Raw genomic sequence first — 18338 nt, 5'->3', positions numbered from 1 at the left:
TTCCCCATATTGGGGACATAACAAAGCTTGCAATAGACATTGCTGCAAACATTACCCCATACATAAAGGAAGACATTTTCAGACTCACCACTAGCTCTGGGGTAACAGGATGTCCCATATTTGCCAGAACGCTCATAAGAAACATGGTACAGATTAAGTAAATTAATTTTTTATTCAAGTTATACACCTCGTGTTTAATTTCTTCATATTAGAATTTCAAATTTTATTACTTTTGTTGAAAACTTTCAAACTTACAATTGCTTTCAAACAATAAAACTGCCCACAAGGGTTGTGAGCAGCACTTACTTTATTTTTCTATTTATATGTATATAGTAACATTTTCATTATAATTCAGCAACCTATATGCATATAGGAACTTATAGGCATAACACCTGATAAATTACTATGTGACTTTATAAGTCATCACGGAAATTTTAAGGATTATATAACTATACCTTATAAGAACTTGGTTACTTGTTTAATAAATTCCTCAAAATCTACTAAATGATTTTCTATGACTTTTTCAATGATTTCTAAGTTTAACTTTTGATAATTATGAACTGCGATGTTTCTAAAGCATATAATTTATTCATCCTTATCAGTGTTTAAACAAGTTTAAGTTGGGGATGAAATCCTCTTCCAAAGCCCCGTGCCCAAATGGACTTGTCCATAATTTAAATAACTATATTAATACTGTGCATTAATAAAACCCTCGACAAAAATATCGAGGGTTTCTTATTTTAACATTTATAACCAGTTTAATTAAACACAAAGAAAAATATCATTGACTAAAAGTATGGACAATGATAAAATTATACAGTTAGTATAATATAAACACCTATATATCTTAATTATAGCACATATAAAAATGAAAGTCAATAGGTGTTTTAAAATTTAGGAGGTTAATTTGTGGAAAAAAATTTAATGATTATTGCAAATTCTATAATAGCGAAGCAAACCCTTACAGAGATAGAGCAGATTAACGAGGAGACTTTACAGTATGGTTTAAAACTTTCAGAAAAAGATATAAAAACAATTATTGAAACGAGAAATGTGGCCTTAAAAAGTTATGGTAGAGCAGAGTTTGGGGTAGGAATAATCACAAAACTAATTTCTGTTTTTAGTGATTCTCCTTATATCTTTCAATCGAACTATGTTGAAATGATAGACGATCTTATTGAAACCTTTTATTATTTTAAAAATGAAACAATGGATGAGTTTAGTGATGATGATTTGATTAAATTTATGAAGGAGTATTTTGATAATAAGTGCCAGGGCGATTTGGAGCTGCTTAGGGAGAAATACTTAGATCGATTAGTTTTCAACATAAAGCATGGCATGGATGACTATTTAGATGTGGATGATGAAATGGACCCTGACGAGGAAGGAGATGAAGACTCGGATGAAGGATATTATTATTAGTAATGGAGAGAATTTCGAAAAACAACTAAGTAATGAACAATATTTTCAATCCTTACTACAGGTGATTCATTCAAATGGTATTCTTGACCTTAGGGAATTTGAGCTTCTTCAGTTTCAACTCCTTGAGGTTATAACTGAAACAATCGGTTACTTTACAAGAGGTGAAAGTTCTTCTGTTAGAGAGGAAGTTGCAGAACAAATTATGCTATCCATTAATTATACCATTGGGTTAGCTCTGAAAAAGGAGACAGCTGTAAAAGAAAGTATAGATTTAATTAAGAAGGAAGGCATGAAGTATTTATTTACTGAAGGAGAAAAAATATTAAAGCATAAGGTTAAAGAGTGCAAAAGATTATACAATCTTGCTAAAGAAACTAGAATTGAAACTGAAAACTATGGTTATGTAGATACTATTAATTATGGAATTCCACTATTTTTTAAAAGTTATAACACTAGATTTGCTTGTCATGAAATTCCAGGTTCCATAGATTATCCTTTATCTGTGGAGGAAATAGATTTTGTGGGAATTGAATATATAGAGGAATATTTAAATATATTAATCCTTGAAAATAAGTTTTGCTCATACTTTGACATCGCAGAAATTGAAGCTCTGTTAAAAGGCTTCAACAAAAATTCAAAGCATATATTAATCAATATTTATATGTTAGTTCTAACTAACTACTTAGGGTGTACTATCGCTGGAAATAGGGGTGTATCCTTAAATATTTCTAAAGGGGATAGAGAATATCTTAAGAGTATCATGGAACCCTTATCCCAGGTGGAACTTCATAAGTTAATTTTTTCGGCCTCAGAAAAAATATGTGAGGAGCTTTTAATTGAAAATAAAAATCTTATTGAGTTTATAAATAACACTGCTAGCAAAATAGCAGATGAAATAAAAATAAATATTGATACTGATACTTTGGAGAAGGTGTTTATTACTTTAAGTACTTCAGAGGAAAATATGATTAAGTTTGAAGATAGAAAAACCATAAGTAATAGTAGGTTTAGGATAATAACTGAGGAAATTAGAGCTTGCAGCGAGGTAGAAGATAAAATAAAAATTATTAGAGAAGAAATCAGCAGTTTGAAGGATTTAATGGATGTGTTAGGTGCTGATTGTATCTTTGATGAAGAATTCTTTCAGGTTTTTAAAGCTTTAGATGATTTTGAAATAGCCTTGATATTAAAAACCATTAATATCAATGAAGTTCTTGATAATTATTATGGAACTGAAAGTGAAAAATACTGGCATGAAAAATTTAAAGTTTATGTGGAAAGCTTGGAGCCTAGAAAAAAAGAGAAAATCACTAATATGGCGGAATCCATTGAAATGTAATTAACCTTAAAAACTTCCAGGATAATATAGGGAACCAGAGTAAAAATTTAACTTATACATGAGTACTACCCTGGTTTCCATAAGGGATTATGAAGATGAATTTCATTCAGCTGAATAAGTTAAAATTCCATCATGGAACCCTATAACAAGATAAACTGAAATAAATTCTTAAGCAAGAGGGTGGAATAATCTTGGCCTTAACAATATGTACAGATAATAAATAATTTAGCTTTTGCTTTCAACCACATTTTGAAGAGTTAATTCTCCCACCTCTTAAAGGAAGAATCAAATCTCCTTTAAAAACTTTAATAAAATGAACTTGCTTATTATTTAACTTAATATTGATTATAAAATGAATTTAAGCATAGATAAAAAAGTCTATGCTTATTTTATTTTCAAAAAAGTGTTAAAAATATGTAAAGTATACTTGACATGAAATGTAAAGCGTACTATACTTAAATTGTAAAGCGAACTTTACTATTAGAAAGGCCGTGATGAATTGCAAAATAGGATACAAGAGCTGAGAAAAGCAAAAAAAGTAACTCAAAGCGAGCTAGCTGATGCTGTGAGTGTTACAAGGCAAACAATTATATCTTTAGAAAATGGCAGATATAATGCCTCTTTAGTATTGGCACACAAAATTGCACAGTTCTTTGAGGTAACTATTGAAGATGTATTTATTTTTGATTTGGAGGAGGAGAATCTATGAGAGGTATTTTAGGTGGAACTAACGCTAGAACTAATGAGGAGTATAGAGAAGTTATAAAGGGTCGTATGAGAATTATGATGCTTTTAGTTATTCTAGGAATTATTTCAGCATCCCTTGGGTTTGCAGGAGAATTTTATTTTGATACTTCAATTGATAGTCATATGCTAGGGGTTTATTCAGGCATGGGGATAGGATTAATTGCTGCTGGAGCCGCACTATGGATTAAGAACAAGCTTATATTAAACAATGAGGAAAAATTGAAAGCAAGCCGTATAAGCAACACAGATGAAAGAATTAAAGAGATAGGAAATAATGCCTTTCGCATCGCATCAATTGCAATGCTGGTAGCGGTGTATATTATGGCGTTAGTAGGAGGTTTATATAATATATTAATATTTAAGGTTCTTATTGTTATACCATATATATTTTTATTAATATATGCATCTTCTTACTGGTACTACAATAAAAAAATGTAGTAAATAGAAACAAAACAATATCAGCGTGCCAAAAGGCACGCTGTTTTTTCATAGAACAAAAATTATTTTCCTCGTGAAATCTAAATCATGAGTTCTTAGATTAAAGCAGCTTCATGAGACTTTAATTAAACTGGACGAAGATAAGAAGTAAGAAAATAATAATATAGGAAAAACCTCTTAAAAGTGCTAAAATAAACTTTGGAAATAGGAGTAAATCAACATAACTAAGGAGCAATAATAAATGAGTGCAAATGAAATAGCCTACTGGCGAAATTGGATTAATAATAAACAGGAAATTCCCATCACTGAAGATGGTTATATAGTTAGATATACCTTGGCTAATCAGCATAGTGGAAACTGGGTTAGGCATTGGGTATGCTGCACCTCACAGAAAAAACTGTATACTTTTATTAAGTATGTACTTCTGCCATCAATTATTATTTCAAAGAATATGGGACTTAAAGATGGAGAAGTTTATTTAGATGTGTGCGAGTATGATGAAACTATAGGAATATTAGAACATGCAGCAGAAGAGGGCTATGAAAAAGCATTAGAGGATTATATTAAATGGTTTGAAGAAATGAAAACCATAGAGGATAAAGGTGCAGATTTCAAAGAAATAAGAAGCTTTTTAAATAAAGTTTCTTCAGAAAATGATTTTAGAGAAGGATTATTTCTTGAATTTGGCGTATATGAGAATATAAGCTCTGTAGGAAGAACTTTGATAAGGGAATTTAAAGAAGATGATATGGTTGAAGATTTAGAAGATATGATGGAGCTAAGCTGTGAGGAAATAGAAAACTTATTTGATAATATAAAAGGTAATAAGTTTATGCTTAGAAAAATCACAACTTTATTAAATGAGAGACTCTATTAAAAAGTACCATCCATGTAATATTTTATAGGAAAGGGATGAGGAGTTTGAGTTTAAAAACCCAGGAAAACACGAAAAAAATATATTTAATTAGGCATTGCAAAGCGGAAGGACAGCCTCCCGAGGCAAAGTTAACGGAAGTTGGAGTAGATCAAGCTTTGGAGCTAAAAGAGTTTTTAAAATCTTATGGTATTAAGTGCATAGTATCAAGTCCTTATGTGAGAGCAGTTCACACTATAACACCGCTAAGCGAAGAAATTAACATACCGGTAAATATTGATGAGAGATTTAAGGAAAAAGTGTTAACTTCAAAGGACGTAGAAGATTTTACTCCCCTACTGAAAGCTGCCTTTGTGGATATGGACCTAAAATATGAAGGTGGAGAGTCTTCAAGAGAAGCTATGGCAAGAGCCATTGAAGCTTTAAGTGATTTGCTAAATAGAGAAGAAAATAATATTGCAGTGGTGACACATGGGGAACTTTTTTCATTGACAATAAAATACTTTGAGCCTTCTTTTGGCTATGAGGGATGGAAAAGCTTAAGTAACCCAGATGTTTATGTGTTAACTATTGAAGGTAAGAATATAAAAGATGTGGATATAAAAAGAATTTGGAAATAGGGATGGGGAAAATATGAAAGTTTACAACAAATTAGTTCGAGATAAAATTCCAGAGGTAATAGAAGCAGACGGCAAAGAATGTGAAGTTATCATTGTTTCAAAGGAAGAGCTGCTGCCACTACTAGAAGAAAAACTTAAAGAAGAAGTTAATGAATTCCTAGAAGATAAAAATCTAGAGGAACTTGCAGATATTATGGAGGTTATCTTTGGCCTTGGGGAGAATTTAGGGTATAACGAAGAGGAGCTTTTAAGGAAAAGAGAAGAAAAGAAGGAAGCTCGTGGTGGCTTTAAGGATGGAGTGTTTTTAAAGTCAGTTACGAGAAAATAATAATTTAGAAATCAGGGGGGAGAAAGACATGACACCTGAACAAGTAGTGCAAAAACAATTAGAGTATTATAACAACCATGATGTAGAGGGGTTTGTTTCAACTTACAGCAGTGATGTTGAAATTTATAATTTAGGAGATCCAGTTCCATATTTAAAAGGGGTAGAAGATCTTCGAGAGAGATATATTAAAAGATTTCAAACTCCAGGACTTCATGCTGAGATTGCAAAGAGAATTACTCTTGGAAATTACGTTGTGGACTATGAAGATATAACTGTATTAGATGGAGAAAAAGAAGTTAAGAGTAATGTTATTGCCACCTATGAAGTTAAAGATGATTTAATTATAAAGGTTTGGTTTGCTAGGGAATAAGACTTTTAGAATAAAGTTAAATATCCCTATGTCAAAACTTAAGGAAACCTAGAGTAGGTTTTTATATGGCTTTGCTCATTTCCTTTAAGGGGAAAATTTTAATAAATAGTTATTTTACAACTAAGGATGCAATATAGTAATATATGAAAGGGTACAAACTGTAGCTGAATTAACATTGGTGCAGCACTTTTTACTTTAGTTAAGAAAAAAGTAAGAAAACAGTAAGAGAACTGTAAGAAACTATGAATTGGTTTTTAAGAACTTTTTCTGTATAATAGTAAAGGGTAGTGAGTACCTTAAGTAGTTATTTAAAACATAGTGTAATTTAGGAGGAAATATGGAATTTATAGAAATTTTAAAAGCGATTTTATTTGGTATCGTAGAAGGTATAACAGAATGGCTTCCAATCAGTAGTACAGGACATATGATTCTACTTGATGAATTTGTAAAACTTAATGTAACAGAATCCTTTAAGGAAATGTTTTTAGTTGTAATACAGCTGGGAGCTATCATTGCTGTAGTAACCACCTACTGGAAAAGGTTATTTCCATTTTCCTTTAAAGGCAAAATAATTGTAAAGAAACAAATTTTTGTTATGTGGATTAAGATTATCGTTGCCTGTCTTCCAGCAGCAATAGTTGGAGTGCTATGGGATGATAAGATAGAAGCACTATTTTATAACTATACAACCGTAGCTGTAATGCTAATCTTAGTTGGTATATTATTCTTAGTTATGGAAAATCGTAATGAAGGTAGAGTATCGAAGATAAATTCAATTGCACAAATTACCTTTAAAGCTGCGTTAATTGTTGGTGTGTTCCAACTAATTGCAGCAGTATTCCCAGGAACTTCACGTTCAGGAGCAACTATCCTTGGGGGAATATTTGTTGGTATGAGTAGAACTGTTGCAGCAGAATTTACTTTCTTTATGGCAGTACCAGTTATGTTTGGGGCAAGTCTTCTTAAACTTGTGAAATTCGGGTTTGCTTTTACTGGATCAGAGGTTTTAATCTTAGGTGCAGGACTTATTACTGCATATATAGTATCTGTTATCATAATAAACTTCTTAATGCAATACATTCAAAAACGTGACTTTAAGCCTTTTGGTTGGTATAGAATAGTTCTTGGTATTGTGGTGCTTTTATACTTTTGGATTGTATAATGCACAGGAATTTATGAATTTGAGCCTTAAGAGTTGAAAATAACAGAAAGTTAATTTTTATTAGTATCTTAAAAGGTAACAAGAAAACTTTAAAGTAAAAAATATAGAAGGTATAAAGCTTAATATAAGTTTTATACCTTCTTTTCATTTACTATTATGAAAAGTTGGTAATCTTTAATCTTTTATGCAGCATAGTAGTTTAAATCAGAAGCTAAGTCTGAAATAGTTGATATTTTTGGTAAGATAAGGTTAAAATATTACAACGAAAGAATAACTTTTGTTAAAATAATCCGTATTAATATGGCAATTTAAACAAGATAAGGAGTAGTTATGATTGTGAGAAAAGTAAGTTTAAAAACCTATTTAGTAATACTTTTAATTAACATTATGCTGCTATCTTCTATTTCTTCCACCGTATTTGCAGAGGAGCAAATAAAGAAAACTACAACAGTTGCAAGTGAGGTTAATGAAGCTAATTGAGTGGAAGCAATCTTCTCCAGCAGGAGCAATGAGTGCTAGTGCAAAGGATATTGGAAACTTTATCATAGCTCATTTGCAAAATGGAACTTATAATAATAAACAAATTTTAAAATCCCAAACTGTAGAAGAAATGCATAAAAGAAGTTTTACTAATGATCCTAGAGTTAATGGGATAGCTCATGGCTTTTGGGAAGGAACCATTAATGAAAAACGTATTTTATGGCATGGTGGAGATATCTTTTATTTTCATAGTGCACTTGTTCTGATTCCAGAGGAAAATGTAGGGTTTTTCATTTCTTTTAATAGTGGAAACAGCACAGTAGCAGTTCAGGATGCAATGCTGAATTTTATGGATCAATTTTATCCTTCTTCAAAGACTTCTGAAGCAAAGGGTGCGCCATCAAATGGTACACCATTAAATGGTGCAAAAGTAGAAGGTAATTTAAGAGCTTATTTAGGAAATTATGAGCCAGCAAGGCATGAATATACAACCCTTGGAAAAATTCTTGGATCATTTATGAGCGCTTCCATTAAAGAAAGTAAGGAAAAAGGATTCACAGTGACTACAGGACTTCCAAGCATCACAAGCCACGAATACATAAATGGTGGAAATGATGTGCTTACACCTCTAGATCCAAGGAATCAATTAATTGGAGATATAGTGTTTAAGAGGGATGAAAGTGGAAATATAAAATATATGTTCCAAAATAACAATCCAACTACAGCTTATATTAAGATACCTTTTTATGATGCACCTATGTTTAATTTAGGATTAGTTCTAACTTTTGTGTTGATATTCTTAATTTCAATTATAGTTGGTATCTTTAAGTTCATTAAGAAGTTAAGAAAAAAACAAAAGTGGAGCAGAGAAGAAACATCGATTCACATACTTCCCGTGGTTGGTAGTTTGTTTTCCTTTATGTTTATCGTACTTATGGGAATAATGTTTTCCAATCAGGAAATTGTTTTTGGGCTGCCAACTTGGTCAAAATACTTCTTTATGTTACCGTGGGTAGTTTGGGCACTATGTATTTTAACTTTAATAACTACAGTTATGTTATGGATAAAATCCTTTGGAACTGCTTTTCAAAGAGTATATTATACAATTATTTCCCTAGCAATAACTGTGTTTAGCGCATGGATAATATACTGGAATTTATGGGTTTCGAAGGTTTAAGACGAGTTTAGGAGGAAATTATTATGGAACTTACACAGGGTATTTATGTTATAACAGGAATAATGGCTTCAGGAAAGTCCACCATTGCACAAATGTTAGCAGAGCAATTTCAAAAGGGTGTGCATCTGAGAGGTGATGTTTTTCGTAAGATGATTGTTAGGGGAAACATTGATATGACACCGGACTATTCACAAAGTGCTTTAGAGCAACTAAGACTAAGGTATGCAATGGCGGCAAAAGTGGCGGACATGTATTATGATGCTGGATTTTCTGTAGTGATACAAGATACTTATTTAGGAAAAGAGGTACACTCTTTTCTAAGTGAAATTAAGTCAAAACCAATTTACTTTATTACTCTAAATCCAAGTGTTGAAGCAGTGGTTGAAAGGGAAAATCAACGTAATAAAACTGGATATACTAGCTGGGATGTTAAACCTCTTCATGAGGTATTAATGAATGAGAATCCTAAAATAGGACTTTGGATAGATACATCAGATATGTCACCTTTACAGACCTTAGCAGAGATTATGGCGCGTGCAGAAGTTGAAGCACGAATTACTTAAAACAAGGTTATCTTATAAGGTGATAAAACATCACATTATATGTTTAACATAGGTGAAATTGAGAAATTGGAGGTAAGTGCTTTGTCTGATAACAATATAAAGAAAGAACTAATTAGGTTATCCACTGGAGAATTAGCTGCTTCTCTTGTTTTTGTATTTGCACTAAGTTTGCTACAGGAGAGGTTAAACTTAACTTTAGACATAGTTATACTTTATCCATTTTCGCTACTAATATTTATTTTACTTCAAGGGAGTTACTACTGGCTTTATTGTATTAAAATTTTAGAGAAGAAGCCAGTTAATCAGGTTAGCTTTAGAAAGGCTTATAAAGTTTTGAGAACAATAAATTTAATTATTATTCTACTATATCCCTTGATGATGCTTTATCAGTATTTCTTCGGAAATCTTATAGCCTTAAGTGGAAAAACATTTATGAGTTTATTTCTGTATATTTTCAGTATCATAGAATATATTAATTATTTTTATATAAGATTATCCTATAATAAACTCAAGGATATATTGATGCTATTAAGGTTAAAGAACCTAAAGAAATCCAGTCTTTATAAAGAGCTTCATAAATAAATATATAAGATCTAGTCCCAATATTATTAAAAAGGTTATAAAACTTATTAAGGAGTTTTATAACCTTTTTGTTTGCTAGGTTTAGTAAACTGTAACGAAATAAGATTTGAGGGGTTTAACTTTATCGCTATAATAAAATTAGAAACATGGAACCGTATCATAAGTAAGTTTTATGTCCTTAGGCATTGATATAACATGTCTAAGGATATTTTATAGTTGAAAATATTCTATGAAAACTAATAAAATATAATAAGTTTAGCAGTGATTATTTACAAAAGATGTTATAATGAAAGAGATTAAATAGATGTTAATGAAAATTTTAAGTATAAGATAAATAGTAATTTGAAAAGGGGATTAAAATGGTTTTATTAGTAGTTGATACACAAAAGTTAATAACAAATGAAGAATTATATGAATTTGATATGTTTGTATCTAATGTTAAAGAAATAATCCATGAGGCCAGAACAAATAATATTGAAGTGATCTATGTGCGTCATGATGATGGAATAGGAACTGAACTAACAAAAGGAACCGAGGGTTTTGAAATATATGAAAAATTTCAACCAATGAATGATGAGAAAATATTTGATAAGAAGGTTAATAGCGCTTTTAAAGGCACTGGATTATTAGAATATCTAAAAGCTAAGGACGAGAAAGATATAATCATTGTAGGGCTTCAAACTGATTATTGTATTGATGCTACAATAAAATGTGGATTTGAGCATGGATTTAATATTATAGCTCCAGCATATGCAAATACCACTATTAATAATAAATTTATGTCATCAGAACAAAGCTATCAATACTACAATGAATTTATATGGAATGGCAGATATGCAGAATGCATTTCATTGGATGATACAATTAAAAGAATGAAATAACTAAATTCCAGTTATTTAGAGAAAGATTAAAAATCTATATCTAACGTGGAGGCTTATTATGAAGGAATACATAGTTGATAATGAAAACAATAAAATGAGATATCATGATTTACCAGGTAAAAATACCCCAATATTATTTATTCATGGATTAGGCTGCGCTGGATCTTTCGATTATCCTGAGGTAGCAGCACAAACTGATTTAATTGAACATAGGCGTATATTAATAGATTTGCTTGGTAGTGGATTTAGTGATAAGCCAGATGATTATTTATATGCCATAAAAGAACATGCAAACTATTTATATAATTTTGTACAACACCTAAAACTTGATAAGTTTATTATTTTTGCGCATAGTTTAGGAGGCCCTATAGCACTTGAACTTGCAGATAAATGCAGAGAGAATATTGAAACAATTATACTTAGTGAAGCTAATTTAGATAAAAGCTATGAGGGTTCATTTAGTTATAAATTTGGAATTTGTGAAGAAGAAGATTTTGTCAACAACGTTTTCAATGAAACTGTATATGAAAGTTCCATTGAAAATTCTATGTGGGCAGCCACATTATCAGTTTGTTCTTCTACAGCAATTAGCAGAATTTCAAAGTCAGCAGTTGCTGGGGCAGACCCATCATGGCGTGAGATATTATACTTATTACAATGTAAAAAAACTTTTATTTTTGGTGAAAATTCTTTGCCAGATAATGATAAAGATGAGTTAGAGAGACAAGGAATAAATATTGAAATTGTAAAATCAGCAGGACATTCTATGGCTTGGGAAAATCCGAAAGGATTAGCAGAGGCAATTAAAAAAGGTATTTCTTATGCACTATAATCATAGATGCTACAAATAAACCTGTAAATTACAATTTATATACTACTAAGGTAAAAACACCGGATCACCTAGGGAGAGAACTTGAGGAAGACGGAACTCCAAACTATAAGTTTTCTATAGTTTGGGTAATAGTATAAACCAGGGGAATTCCCAGAGTCTTCTCAAATTTAGATGAGACATTTTGGAAAGATAATTCTCCTATCATCATCAGTGCCTAAAAAGTTTTAGGTGGTAGTCAAATCTCCTTTTAAAGTCCTTTACCAAAATGGACTTGTTCACTATTTAATAAATAATAAATAATAAATAATAAAGAACAAAGAAAATAGCAAACCTTTTGAGTTTGCTATTTTTCTTTATTAATTTATATAGGGAACTAAAATCAAAATTAAACTCAGATATAAGCCGTGTTGGGCTCTTAAGGCTTCTAGGAATGAATAAATTTAACTTTTGAGAGAGAAGCCTACAGATAAGCAAGCTCAAAACTTGATTCATCACTTGAAACTGTAATCAACTTAAATTAAATGATCTAGGCCGTTAACTGTAGTTTGTTCATTGTCATTGATAGGGATAACTATGCATTTTTGCCCATCAATTATTTGAGATTTTATTTGAGGTATTTTTTCAGGTTTTACTTGAAGAATAACGTCATAGTTAGGAGTAACTTTGGTAACTTCTGAAATTGTACCCTGAGTTTCCTCTAGATTAGCCTCTAAGGTTTCTTCTGAACTTGTATCGTGGGTTTCCCCTAAATTAGTTTCTATGACTTCTTCTAAATTACTTTCTAAAGACTCTTCTAAGTCAACTTCTGTAGGTTTTTTCAACACCGCATTATCATCCTTAACTTCTGTAGACAGTTTAGTTTCATTATCTACAGCAGCTTCCTGTTTAACCTGTTCAAGTTTATTTTGAAGTATTTCTACTTGTTTCTGAAGGTTTTCTTCCTTTTTTCTTTGCTCATTTACCTTCAGTGCCTTTGCATCAATTAAATTTTCTGCTAAAGGAAGATCATCACCAAAGTTTTCTACATAGGAGGTTTCAATCATAGTAGTAATTTCTTCAGGAACTCCACTTTCTATTAATAGGTTTTTTATGTCCTTCTTCGTTAAGGTTATAGGTTCACAATCTGTATCATCATAGATTGTATTATATTCATCTACCATAGAATTTAGGTTCTCTTGTATGTCCATAAAAATTTTATCTGCTTTTTTCTCATCCACATTAAGAGAATCTTTAATAAGTGATTGGAAGGCTTCCTTTTGAACAGTAGCAGTTTGTTTTGAATAACAACCTAAAGCATTTTCCATTAATTCAGGATGAGTATCCTTTGGATTTTTTGTGTAATACATAATAGAGTTAACATCTGCACTACGATCAATAAAAGCAGGGAACACAAAGCCATTAGCTGGGGCATCCACCACCCAATCTCTGATACGTGCTTTTATTTTGTTTTCTTCTTCAAAGTATCCAAGTCCAGGTTCTGAAAGTGAAACAGGGCATATTGCGCATAACACATATTCATATACTTCTTCGGATTCATCTATCTTTGAATTATCAGTAGTTTTAGTAATAACATCATAAGCGTCATGAAAAACAAGTATTATAAAATTACCCTTATAATCATAATTATCGATGATGGTATCATAAAAAGCATCAAGGATAACATCATCCTTTAATTTGCTTTTCTTAAGCAGCATAAGAGAAGCTTGTCTCTCATTTGAAAGATCTTCATTAAGCGGGAAGTTAAGTTCTAAAATATTATTTCCAACAGTTCCAGATAACACTTTTTTAGCAATTTCTAAGTACTTAAAATATTCATCATCAGCTAAATTCAGAAAGGTCTCCCTAAATTTTAAAATAATATGTTTTTCCCCAGTAACATAGCAGCCACACATCTTAGTGAAGGTGCAATGGTCTTTTTTAAAACGTTTTTTTAACTCAAGTATATCTTTTTTTCTCATATATAAACCCCTCAATCTAGTTGTTTCTCTTTGTAGTTAAAATTAATATATTCTCATTAATAAGTATAGTATTTTTTTCAAATTAATTAAAGGTTTTATTGGGTGAACTTTGCAAAGAAGTAGCATTAAATTTTCTTTCACTATGCGTGGCAATAAACAGAAAAAACATACTAATCCATCTTTCTTTAAAGCTTGTATACTTTGTTTATTTCTTCTTCACAATCTAACTTTAATAATAGGTAACTATCATTAATCTTTTTTCTTAACCCATAATATCTACAAAATATATTATGGAGTTTTCACTTATATGAAGTTCAGAATGCATAATACTTCCTTCTAAGTCTTTAAAACTTTATTTGCCATTATGCCATGGCAGCAATGGTAAATTTTGTGTTTAGAGACAAAGAAGGAAATACTAAAGAAACAAACACTAAAAAATTAATGCAAAAACAGTATGTGATAAGAAAGGAAATAATAGAAAGTAACATTGTTTTTTACGTGAATAGGCCATGTTAGGCATCACGCCCAACATGGCTTTTATTCTGCAAAAATAGTGCTTGTTTAAAGTGATGAGGCATGAGTCTCTGTCATTTATTAATCTAATAAATCTAGTTTTTTACACAAAGCATATAGTGAATGCAGTCCACTAAGTTGATGTTTGAGTATATCATCAAAATAAACCGAAGAGTCTTTAGCTGCTTTTTTTACTACATCTAGATTATTATTCTCTAATTGTTTAATCAATGTTCGTATGCTATCAAGAAAATAAACGGATTTTTTTAAGGAACGAATAAATAGAATTTGGCGTAAGTGATTAGAATTATATCGTCTATATCCATTATTAGGATCTCGTGAAGGGGATATAAGCCCTGCTCTCTCCCAGTGGCGAAGTGCCGTTGAGGGAACTTTTGCTATAGAAGAAATTTCTCCGATGGACACCCATTCTTTACTACTTATAAACTTATTTTCATCTAACTGTTGAGATTCTAATAGTTCAATAGTTCTTTCAGTAGCCATTCGTTCACTACAAATGTTATGTTGAGCTTTATTAACAAGTAAAATAGCAGCGATAATATCCTTTTCTTGAATCTTTATTAATACTTCTTTTATTAAATCCATGCCGAAGCCAGGTAACATGGCTCTAATACACTGAAAATATGCAATGTGGTCCTCGGTATAGCTTCTATATCCATTAGGTGAACGCTGTACCTTGGGTATAATTCCCCAGGATTCATAATGTCTTAAAGCACTAGTACTAATATTTAGCTTCCTAGCTATGTCAATAGGTTTTATCAGTTTCTTCACCTCCATTCTCTGATTAATAAAGTTAAAGATGATGATAAGGTTATATATATATTATAGACTAAATATGCGGTTGTTTTGTAGAAAGTTTATCATTTGCACAAATGTTATACAATAAGGTTATAAGGTGAATTTACAAAGGAGGTAAAAATTTAATAGAAAAAGAAAACTACTGAATAAGAGCTTAAAAGTATTTACTCAGTTAAGTTTTATTTACTTTAAAAATGATTTATTGAAGAGAGGATGGAGTTTTATGGAGAAAATTATACCTATTTTGCCATGTCAGTCAATAAAGGAACAGGTTATATTTTATGAAAATTTGGGTTTTGAAACCAATGAGATTTATACTAGTCCAAATCCATATGCAGTTATGAAATACGGTGACATAGAGATGCATTTTTATGGGAGCAAAAGAACCATACCTTCTGAAAATCCACAGATGTGTTATTTGAGAGTTGATGATGTAAATAGTATATATGAAAAGTTTACCTTTACTTTGAAAAAGAATATAGGGAAGGTTCCTCGTTCTGGAATTCCTAGAATATCAAAATTAAAGGATTTATCTAGCGATAGAAGATTCAATATTACTGATGTAGGTGGAAATACACTTTTTATTGGAACACCTATTACTGAGTTATCTAGCGATACTAGATTTTACAGAACGCTTGAAAGCAAAGAGTATAGTAAAGATTTTGAAATACTTTATGATTTGATTTATTCAAAAGAAGATAGCCAGGTTGCTTTCAATATGTTAACAAAATTTTTTCCAGAGGATTTATGTTCTCTGAAACTTGGAGATTTGGATCTAGCTAAAATATTGCTAGTGGGACTTGATATTCATTTGCAAAAAAATAAAAGAATAGATGAAGAGATTAATCATAAGCTCAAGGAGTTACTGGATACTTGCCAGAATGAAGATTCAAATTGGGAAAAAATATTGCAAAACTATAATGATATTATTAATGGTGAATAATGTGAAAGTCAAAGCTTAATATGAGGCAAAGTTGGAGCAGCGAGAAGCATGTGCACAACATAACTAAGGGTTAATACAATACCTGTGAAAGTTGACAACTTCATTATGGGATATATATTTACAATCAAACGTGTAGATATGAATAGTGTTGATATTTGGGTTATTGATAAGGTAGTTATCTGGTGGTTTGAAGATTATATGAAAGAAAATATTGCAAAGCAAATAGATGTTTTTACAATGCCTTGAGATATAAACAATAATTAAAATATAAAGAACTATTTAGTAATGATTTTAATACTGTTGTGTGGTAGTTCTTTTTTGCTTTTTAAAATTAGTAGTATAAGGGATAAATTAAACCAAATCGCAAATTAATAGGGGATTTCGGAATTAGGAAGGAGTTTTATGAAAATTAATAGAATTTAATATATAAGGCTATAATAATCTTTGGAAAATACAGTAAGTAAGTGTTATTATTAAAAGTAATAAAAATAAATGTTTTTATACAAAAGAAATAAAAGCTTATAATCTTTGAAAGGCAAGTGATAATTATGTTTATAAGTGATACAAAAATCACAGTTAGGTATGTTGAAACGGATAAAATGGGGATAGTGCATCATTCAAACTACTACGTGTATTTTGAAGAAGCCAGAACTCAGTTTATAAAAAATAGTGGTATGTCCTATAGTGATATGGAGGAAAGTGGAATAATGATTCCTCTAGTTGAAAGTGGTTGCAAGTACATGCAAGGTGCAAAGTACGAAGATGAACTAATAATAAAAACATGGGTTAAGGAACTAACTCCAGTCAAAGTTGAATTCAACTATTCAGTTATTAGAGAAAAAGACCAAGTGGAAATTTCAAGAGGAAGTACATTACACCCTTTTGTTGATAATAATTTTAGAATAGTTAATTTGAAAAAAAAGCATAATAAGATATTTGAAAAATTGCAATCCTTAGTTTAGTAGAAAGAAAGTTTTATTCTGGGCTTAATTACTATAGGCTTAAGAAGGAAAGTTCAAGATATTCCCTGGAACTAAAAAATTAGATGTGTGAGTGCTCTTAAGGAATCATATAGTATAGACCATCTTAAAGAATATGGAATGCCAATAAAAACCAAGGGGCTCGTCATTTGCATTTTTATGCATTATGACGCAGCCCATTTATTTCATCAACTTTTTTATTAGTCCCAATTCCAAAGACGAGATTCACCAACTCTTATTAATCTCACCAAGTTTTCCTCTCTTAGTTTTAAGATTTCTTTAGTAGGACCTGTAACTGTAACCCCTATTATTTTTACTCCATTTTTATTTATATAATCCAGAGCTCCTTCAAGGTTTGCCTCTGTATTAATGGCACGCACTATAGCCTTTTGTTCATTTAGAAATTTTAGGGTATCAATAAAATAATCATTTCTGAACTTTCCGTTTTCATACTTCTTAACAACCGTTGGTGGAGGATCGAACCAATTCCTACGAAGTGTTGGAAAGTCTTCTGTGTGAGGGAACCCTAGCAATGTATTAGAATTCTCCTGTATACCTGTGTCCACTGCCAGCCATAAAAGTTCCATGTCTTTACCTTTAAATAAATTGAGCACTTCATCGGTTTCATATAGTTTGTTGAAAGTAATATGGGCTTCTGTAACTGTACCTTCAGGAAGCTTTTCTAAGGTATTCCACATGGTGCTATCTGAATTGAAGTTCATATCTTCACCACTGAAGGCACCTGCATTAAAATAGTAGTTATCTAAATTTGAAGTACTTGGTGACTTATCTGTAATAACCTCTGGATTTTTAAAGCTAAACTTAACAGTCAAATTGCCTTCATCAATTTCATCTTTCCCAACTTGTTTAGAATACTGTATTCCTATCTCTCTGCTGAAAAATATTCCTTTTCTCATAGTACTTCCATGGGCATCTGTATTAGGTCTAGTGGCTTCTATGGTTGCTTTGATCGTATTTCTATATAGAGTCTCCTTGCTTGGATTTCCTAGGTTATAATACTTAGAGGTAATGGTTTGTGAAATTAGAAATAAAATATTAAAAATAATCAATACAATGCAAGCATTTTGCAGCCTTGCTTTCCACTTGCTTTTCTTAATTATCTTATCTTGATTTAACATCATAATTTCTTCGAAATTAGGTTCTTTTTCATAATTAAAATCAGATTGTTCATCTAAAAATTCTTGATAAAGCTCTAATTTTTCAAGTTCCTTTTCCATAAGTGCTTTGTCTTCCTCTGAAAGTGTGCCTTCTGCATAAGCTTTTAATTTCTCTTTAAAATCATCACTCAA

Annotated in this window: 22 protein-coding genes; 18 read left to right on the top strand and 4 right to left on the bottom strand. The window is 30.9% G+C overall.

Going from position 1 to position 18338, the window contains the following annotated elements:
* Nucleotides 1-456 precede the first annotated feature (456 nt).
* Nucleotides 457-582, bottom strand: a complete 126-nt coding sequence (locus RR409_RS01815) for a HepT-like ribonuclease domain-containing protein (RefSeq protein ID WP_332556013.1) — start codon at nucleotides 580-582, stop codon at nucleotides 457-459.
* A gap of 327 nt (nucleotides 583-909) precedes the next feature.
* Between RR409_RS01815 and RR409_RS01810 the strand changes: the two genes are divergently transcribed.
* The 15 genes from RR409_RS01810 (at nucleotide 910) to RR409_RS01740 (ending at nucleotide 11815) form a co-directional block, all read left to right on the top strand.
* Nucleotides 910-1422: a DUF6323 family protein gene (locus RR409_RS01810; RefSeq protein WP_332556008.1), complete on the top strand. Its 513-nt coding sequence runs from the start codon at nucleotides 910-912 to the stop codon at nucleotides 1420-1422.
* Entirely contained in the window at nucleotides 1391-2761 is a 1371-nt protein-coding gene (locus RR409_RS01805) for a DUF6179 domain-containing protein (RefSeq protein WP_332556007.1), read from the top strand. The genes RR409_RS01810 and RR409_RS01805 overlap by 32 nt, the downstream gene beginning before the upstream one ends.
* Before the next feature lie 499 nt (nucleotides 2762-3260).
* Nucleotides 3261-3470, top strand: coding sequence for a helix-turn-helix transcriptional regulator (locus tag RR409_RS01800; RefSeq protein WP_332556006.1), 210 nt, complete (start codon nucleotides 3261-3263; stop codon nucleotides 3468-3470).
* Nucleotides 3467-3946, top strand: a complete 480-nt coding sequence (locus RR409_RS01795) for a hypothetical protein (protein WP_332556005.1) — start codon at nucleotides 3467-3469, stop codon at nucleotides 3944-3946. The genes RR409_RS01800 and RR409_RS01795 overlap by 4 nt, the downstream gene beginning before the upstream one ends.
* 241 nt (nucleotides 3947-4187) lie before the next feature.
* The gene (locus RR409_RS01790) at nucleotides 4188-4823 is read left to right on the top strand and encodes a hypothetical protein (RefSeq protein ID WP_332556004.1); all 636 of its coding nucleotides are present in this window, start codon (nucleotides 4188-4190) and stop codon (nucleotides 4821-4823) included.
* A gap of 44 nt (nucleotides 4824-4867) precedes the next feature.
* On the top strand, nucleotides 4868-5440 hold the full coding sequence (locus tag RR409_RS01785; protein ID WP_332556003.1) for a histidine phosphatase family protein: 573 nt from the start codon (nucleotides 4868-4870) through the stop codon (nucleotides 5438-5440).
* Between the two features lie 13 nt (nucleotides 5441-5453).
* Nucleotides 5454-5768, top strand: a complete 315-nt coding sequence (locus tag RR409_RS01780; protein WP_332556002.1) for a nucleoside triphosphate pyrophosphohydrolase — start codon at nucleotides 5454-5456, stop codon at nucleotides 5766-5768.
* Between the two features lie 28 nt (nucleotides 5769-5796).
* On the top strand, nucleotides 5797-6138 hold the full coding sequence (locus RR409_RS01775) for a nuclear transport factor 2 family protein (protein ID WP_332556001.1): 342 nt from the start codon (nucleotides 5797-5799) through the stop codon (nucleotides 6136-6138).
* 337 nt (nucleotides 6139-6475) lie between these two features.
* Nucleotides 6476-7300 (top strand): undecaprenyl-diphosphate phosphatase, encoded by an 825-nt coding sequence (locus RR409_RS01770; protein ID WP_332556000.1) that lies wholly within the window; start codon nucleotides 6476-6478, stop codon nucleotides 7298-7300.
* A 336-nt stretch (nucleotides 7301-7636) separates the two neighbouring features.
* Complete coding sequence (locus tag RR409_RS01765; protein ID WP_332555999.1) at nucleotides 7637-7780, top strand: hypothetical protein; 144 nt, start codon at nucleotides 7637-7639, stop codon at nucleotides 7778-7780.
* Complete coding sequence (locus RR409_RS01760; RefSeq protein WP_332555998.1) at nucleotides 7767-8957, top strand: serine hydrolase; 1191 nt, start codon at nucleotides 7767-7769, stop codon at nucleotides 8955-8957. The genes RR409_RS01765 and RR409_RS01760 overlap by 14 nt, the downstream gene beginning before the upstream one ends.
* A gap of 23 nt (nucleotides 8958-8980) precedes the next feature.
* Nucleotides 8981-9520, top strand: coding sequence for an AAA family ATPase (locus RR409_RS01755; RefSeq protein WP_332555997.1), 540 nt, complete (start codon nucleotides 8981-8983; stop codon nucleotides 9518-9520).
* An 81-nt stretch (nucleotides 9521-9601) separates the two neighbouring features.
* Nucleotides 9602-10102, top strand: coding sequence for a hypothetical protein (locus RR409_RS01750; protein ID WP_332555996.1), 501 nt, complete (start codon nucleotides 9602-9604; stop codon nucleotides 10100-10102).
* A gap of 359 nt (nucleotides 10103-10461) precedes the next feature.
* Nucleotides 10462-10983, top strand: a complete 522-nt coding sequence (locus RR409_RS01745) for a cysteine hydrolase family protein (RefSeq protein WP_332555995.1) — start codon at nucleotides 10462-10464, stop codon at nucleotides 10981-10983.
* Nucleotides 10984-11041: 58 nt separating this feature from the next.
* Entirely contained in the window at nucleotides 11042-11815 is a 774-nt protein-coding gene (locus RR409_RS01740) for an alpha/beta hydrolase (RefSeq protein ID WP_332555994.1), read from the top strand.
* A gap of 512 nt (nucleotides 11816-12327) precedes the next feature.
* Here RR409_RS01740 and RR409_RS01735 read toward each other — a convergent pair.
* Both RR409_RS01735 and RR409_RS01730 read right to left on the bottom strand, forming a co-directional pair.
* Nucleotides 12328-13773, bottom strand: a complete 1446-nt coding sequence (locus RR409_RS01735; RefSeq protein WP_332555993.1) for a DUF4317 domain-containing protein — start codon at nucleotides 13771-13773, stop codon at nucleotides 12328-12330.
* 594 nt (nucleotides 13774-14367) lie between these two features.
* Nucleotides 14368-15078, bottom strand: a complete 711-nt coding sequence (locus tag RR409_RS01730; RefSeq protein WP_332555992.1) for a MerR family transcriptional regulator — start codon at nucleotides 15076-15078, stop codon at nucleotides 14368-14370.
* Nucleotides 15079-15328: 250 nt separating this feature from the next.
* On the opposite strand from RR409_RS01730, the gene RR409_RS01725 reads away from it, so the two are divergent.
* The 3 genes from RR409_RS01725 to RR409_RS01715 all read left to right on the top strand — a co-directional run bounded on the left by RR409_RS01725 (nucleotide 15329) and on the right by RR409_RS01715 (nucleotide 17010).
* Nucleotides 15329-16048: a hypothetical protein gene (locus RR409_RS01725; RefSeq protein WP_332555991.1), complete on the top strand. Its 720-nt coding sequence runs from the start codon at nucleotides 15329-15331 to the stop codon at nucleotides 16046-16048.
* Nucleotides 16049-16132: 84 nt separating this feature from the next.
* Nucleotides 16133-16294 (top strand): hypothetical protein, encoded by a 162-nt coding sequence (locus tag RR409_RS01720; RefSeq protein WP_332555990.1) that lies wholly within the window; start codon nucleotides 16133-16135, stop codon nucleotides 16292-16294.
* A 302-nt stretch (nucleotides 16295-16596) separates the two neighbouring features.
* On the top strand, nucleotides 16597-17010 hold the full coding sequence (locus RR409_RS01715) for a thioesterase family protein (protein ID WP_332555989.1): 414 nt from the start codon (nucleotides 16597-16599) through the stop codon (nucleotides 17008-17010).
* Nucleotides 17011-17228: 218 nt separating this feature from the next.
* Here RR409_RS01715 and RR409_RS01710 read toward each other — a convergent pair whose 3' ends face one another.
* Complete coding sequence (locus RR409_RS01710; RefSeq protein WP_332555988.1) at nucleotides 17229-18338, bottom strand: anti-sigma factor; 1110 nt, start codon at nucleotides 18336-18338, stop codon at nucleotides 17229-17231.

It is taken from the genome of Clostridium sp. (assembly GCF_036642255.1).
GTDB lineage: Bacteria > Bacillota > Clostridia > Clostridiales > Clostridiaceae > Clostridium_J.
Note: the sequence above shows the minus strand (reverse complement) of the source record. Positions and strands in the feature narration are given on the sequence as shown.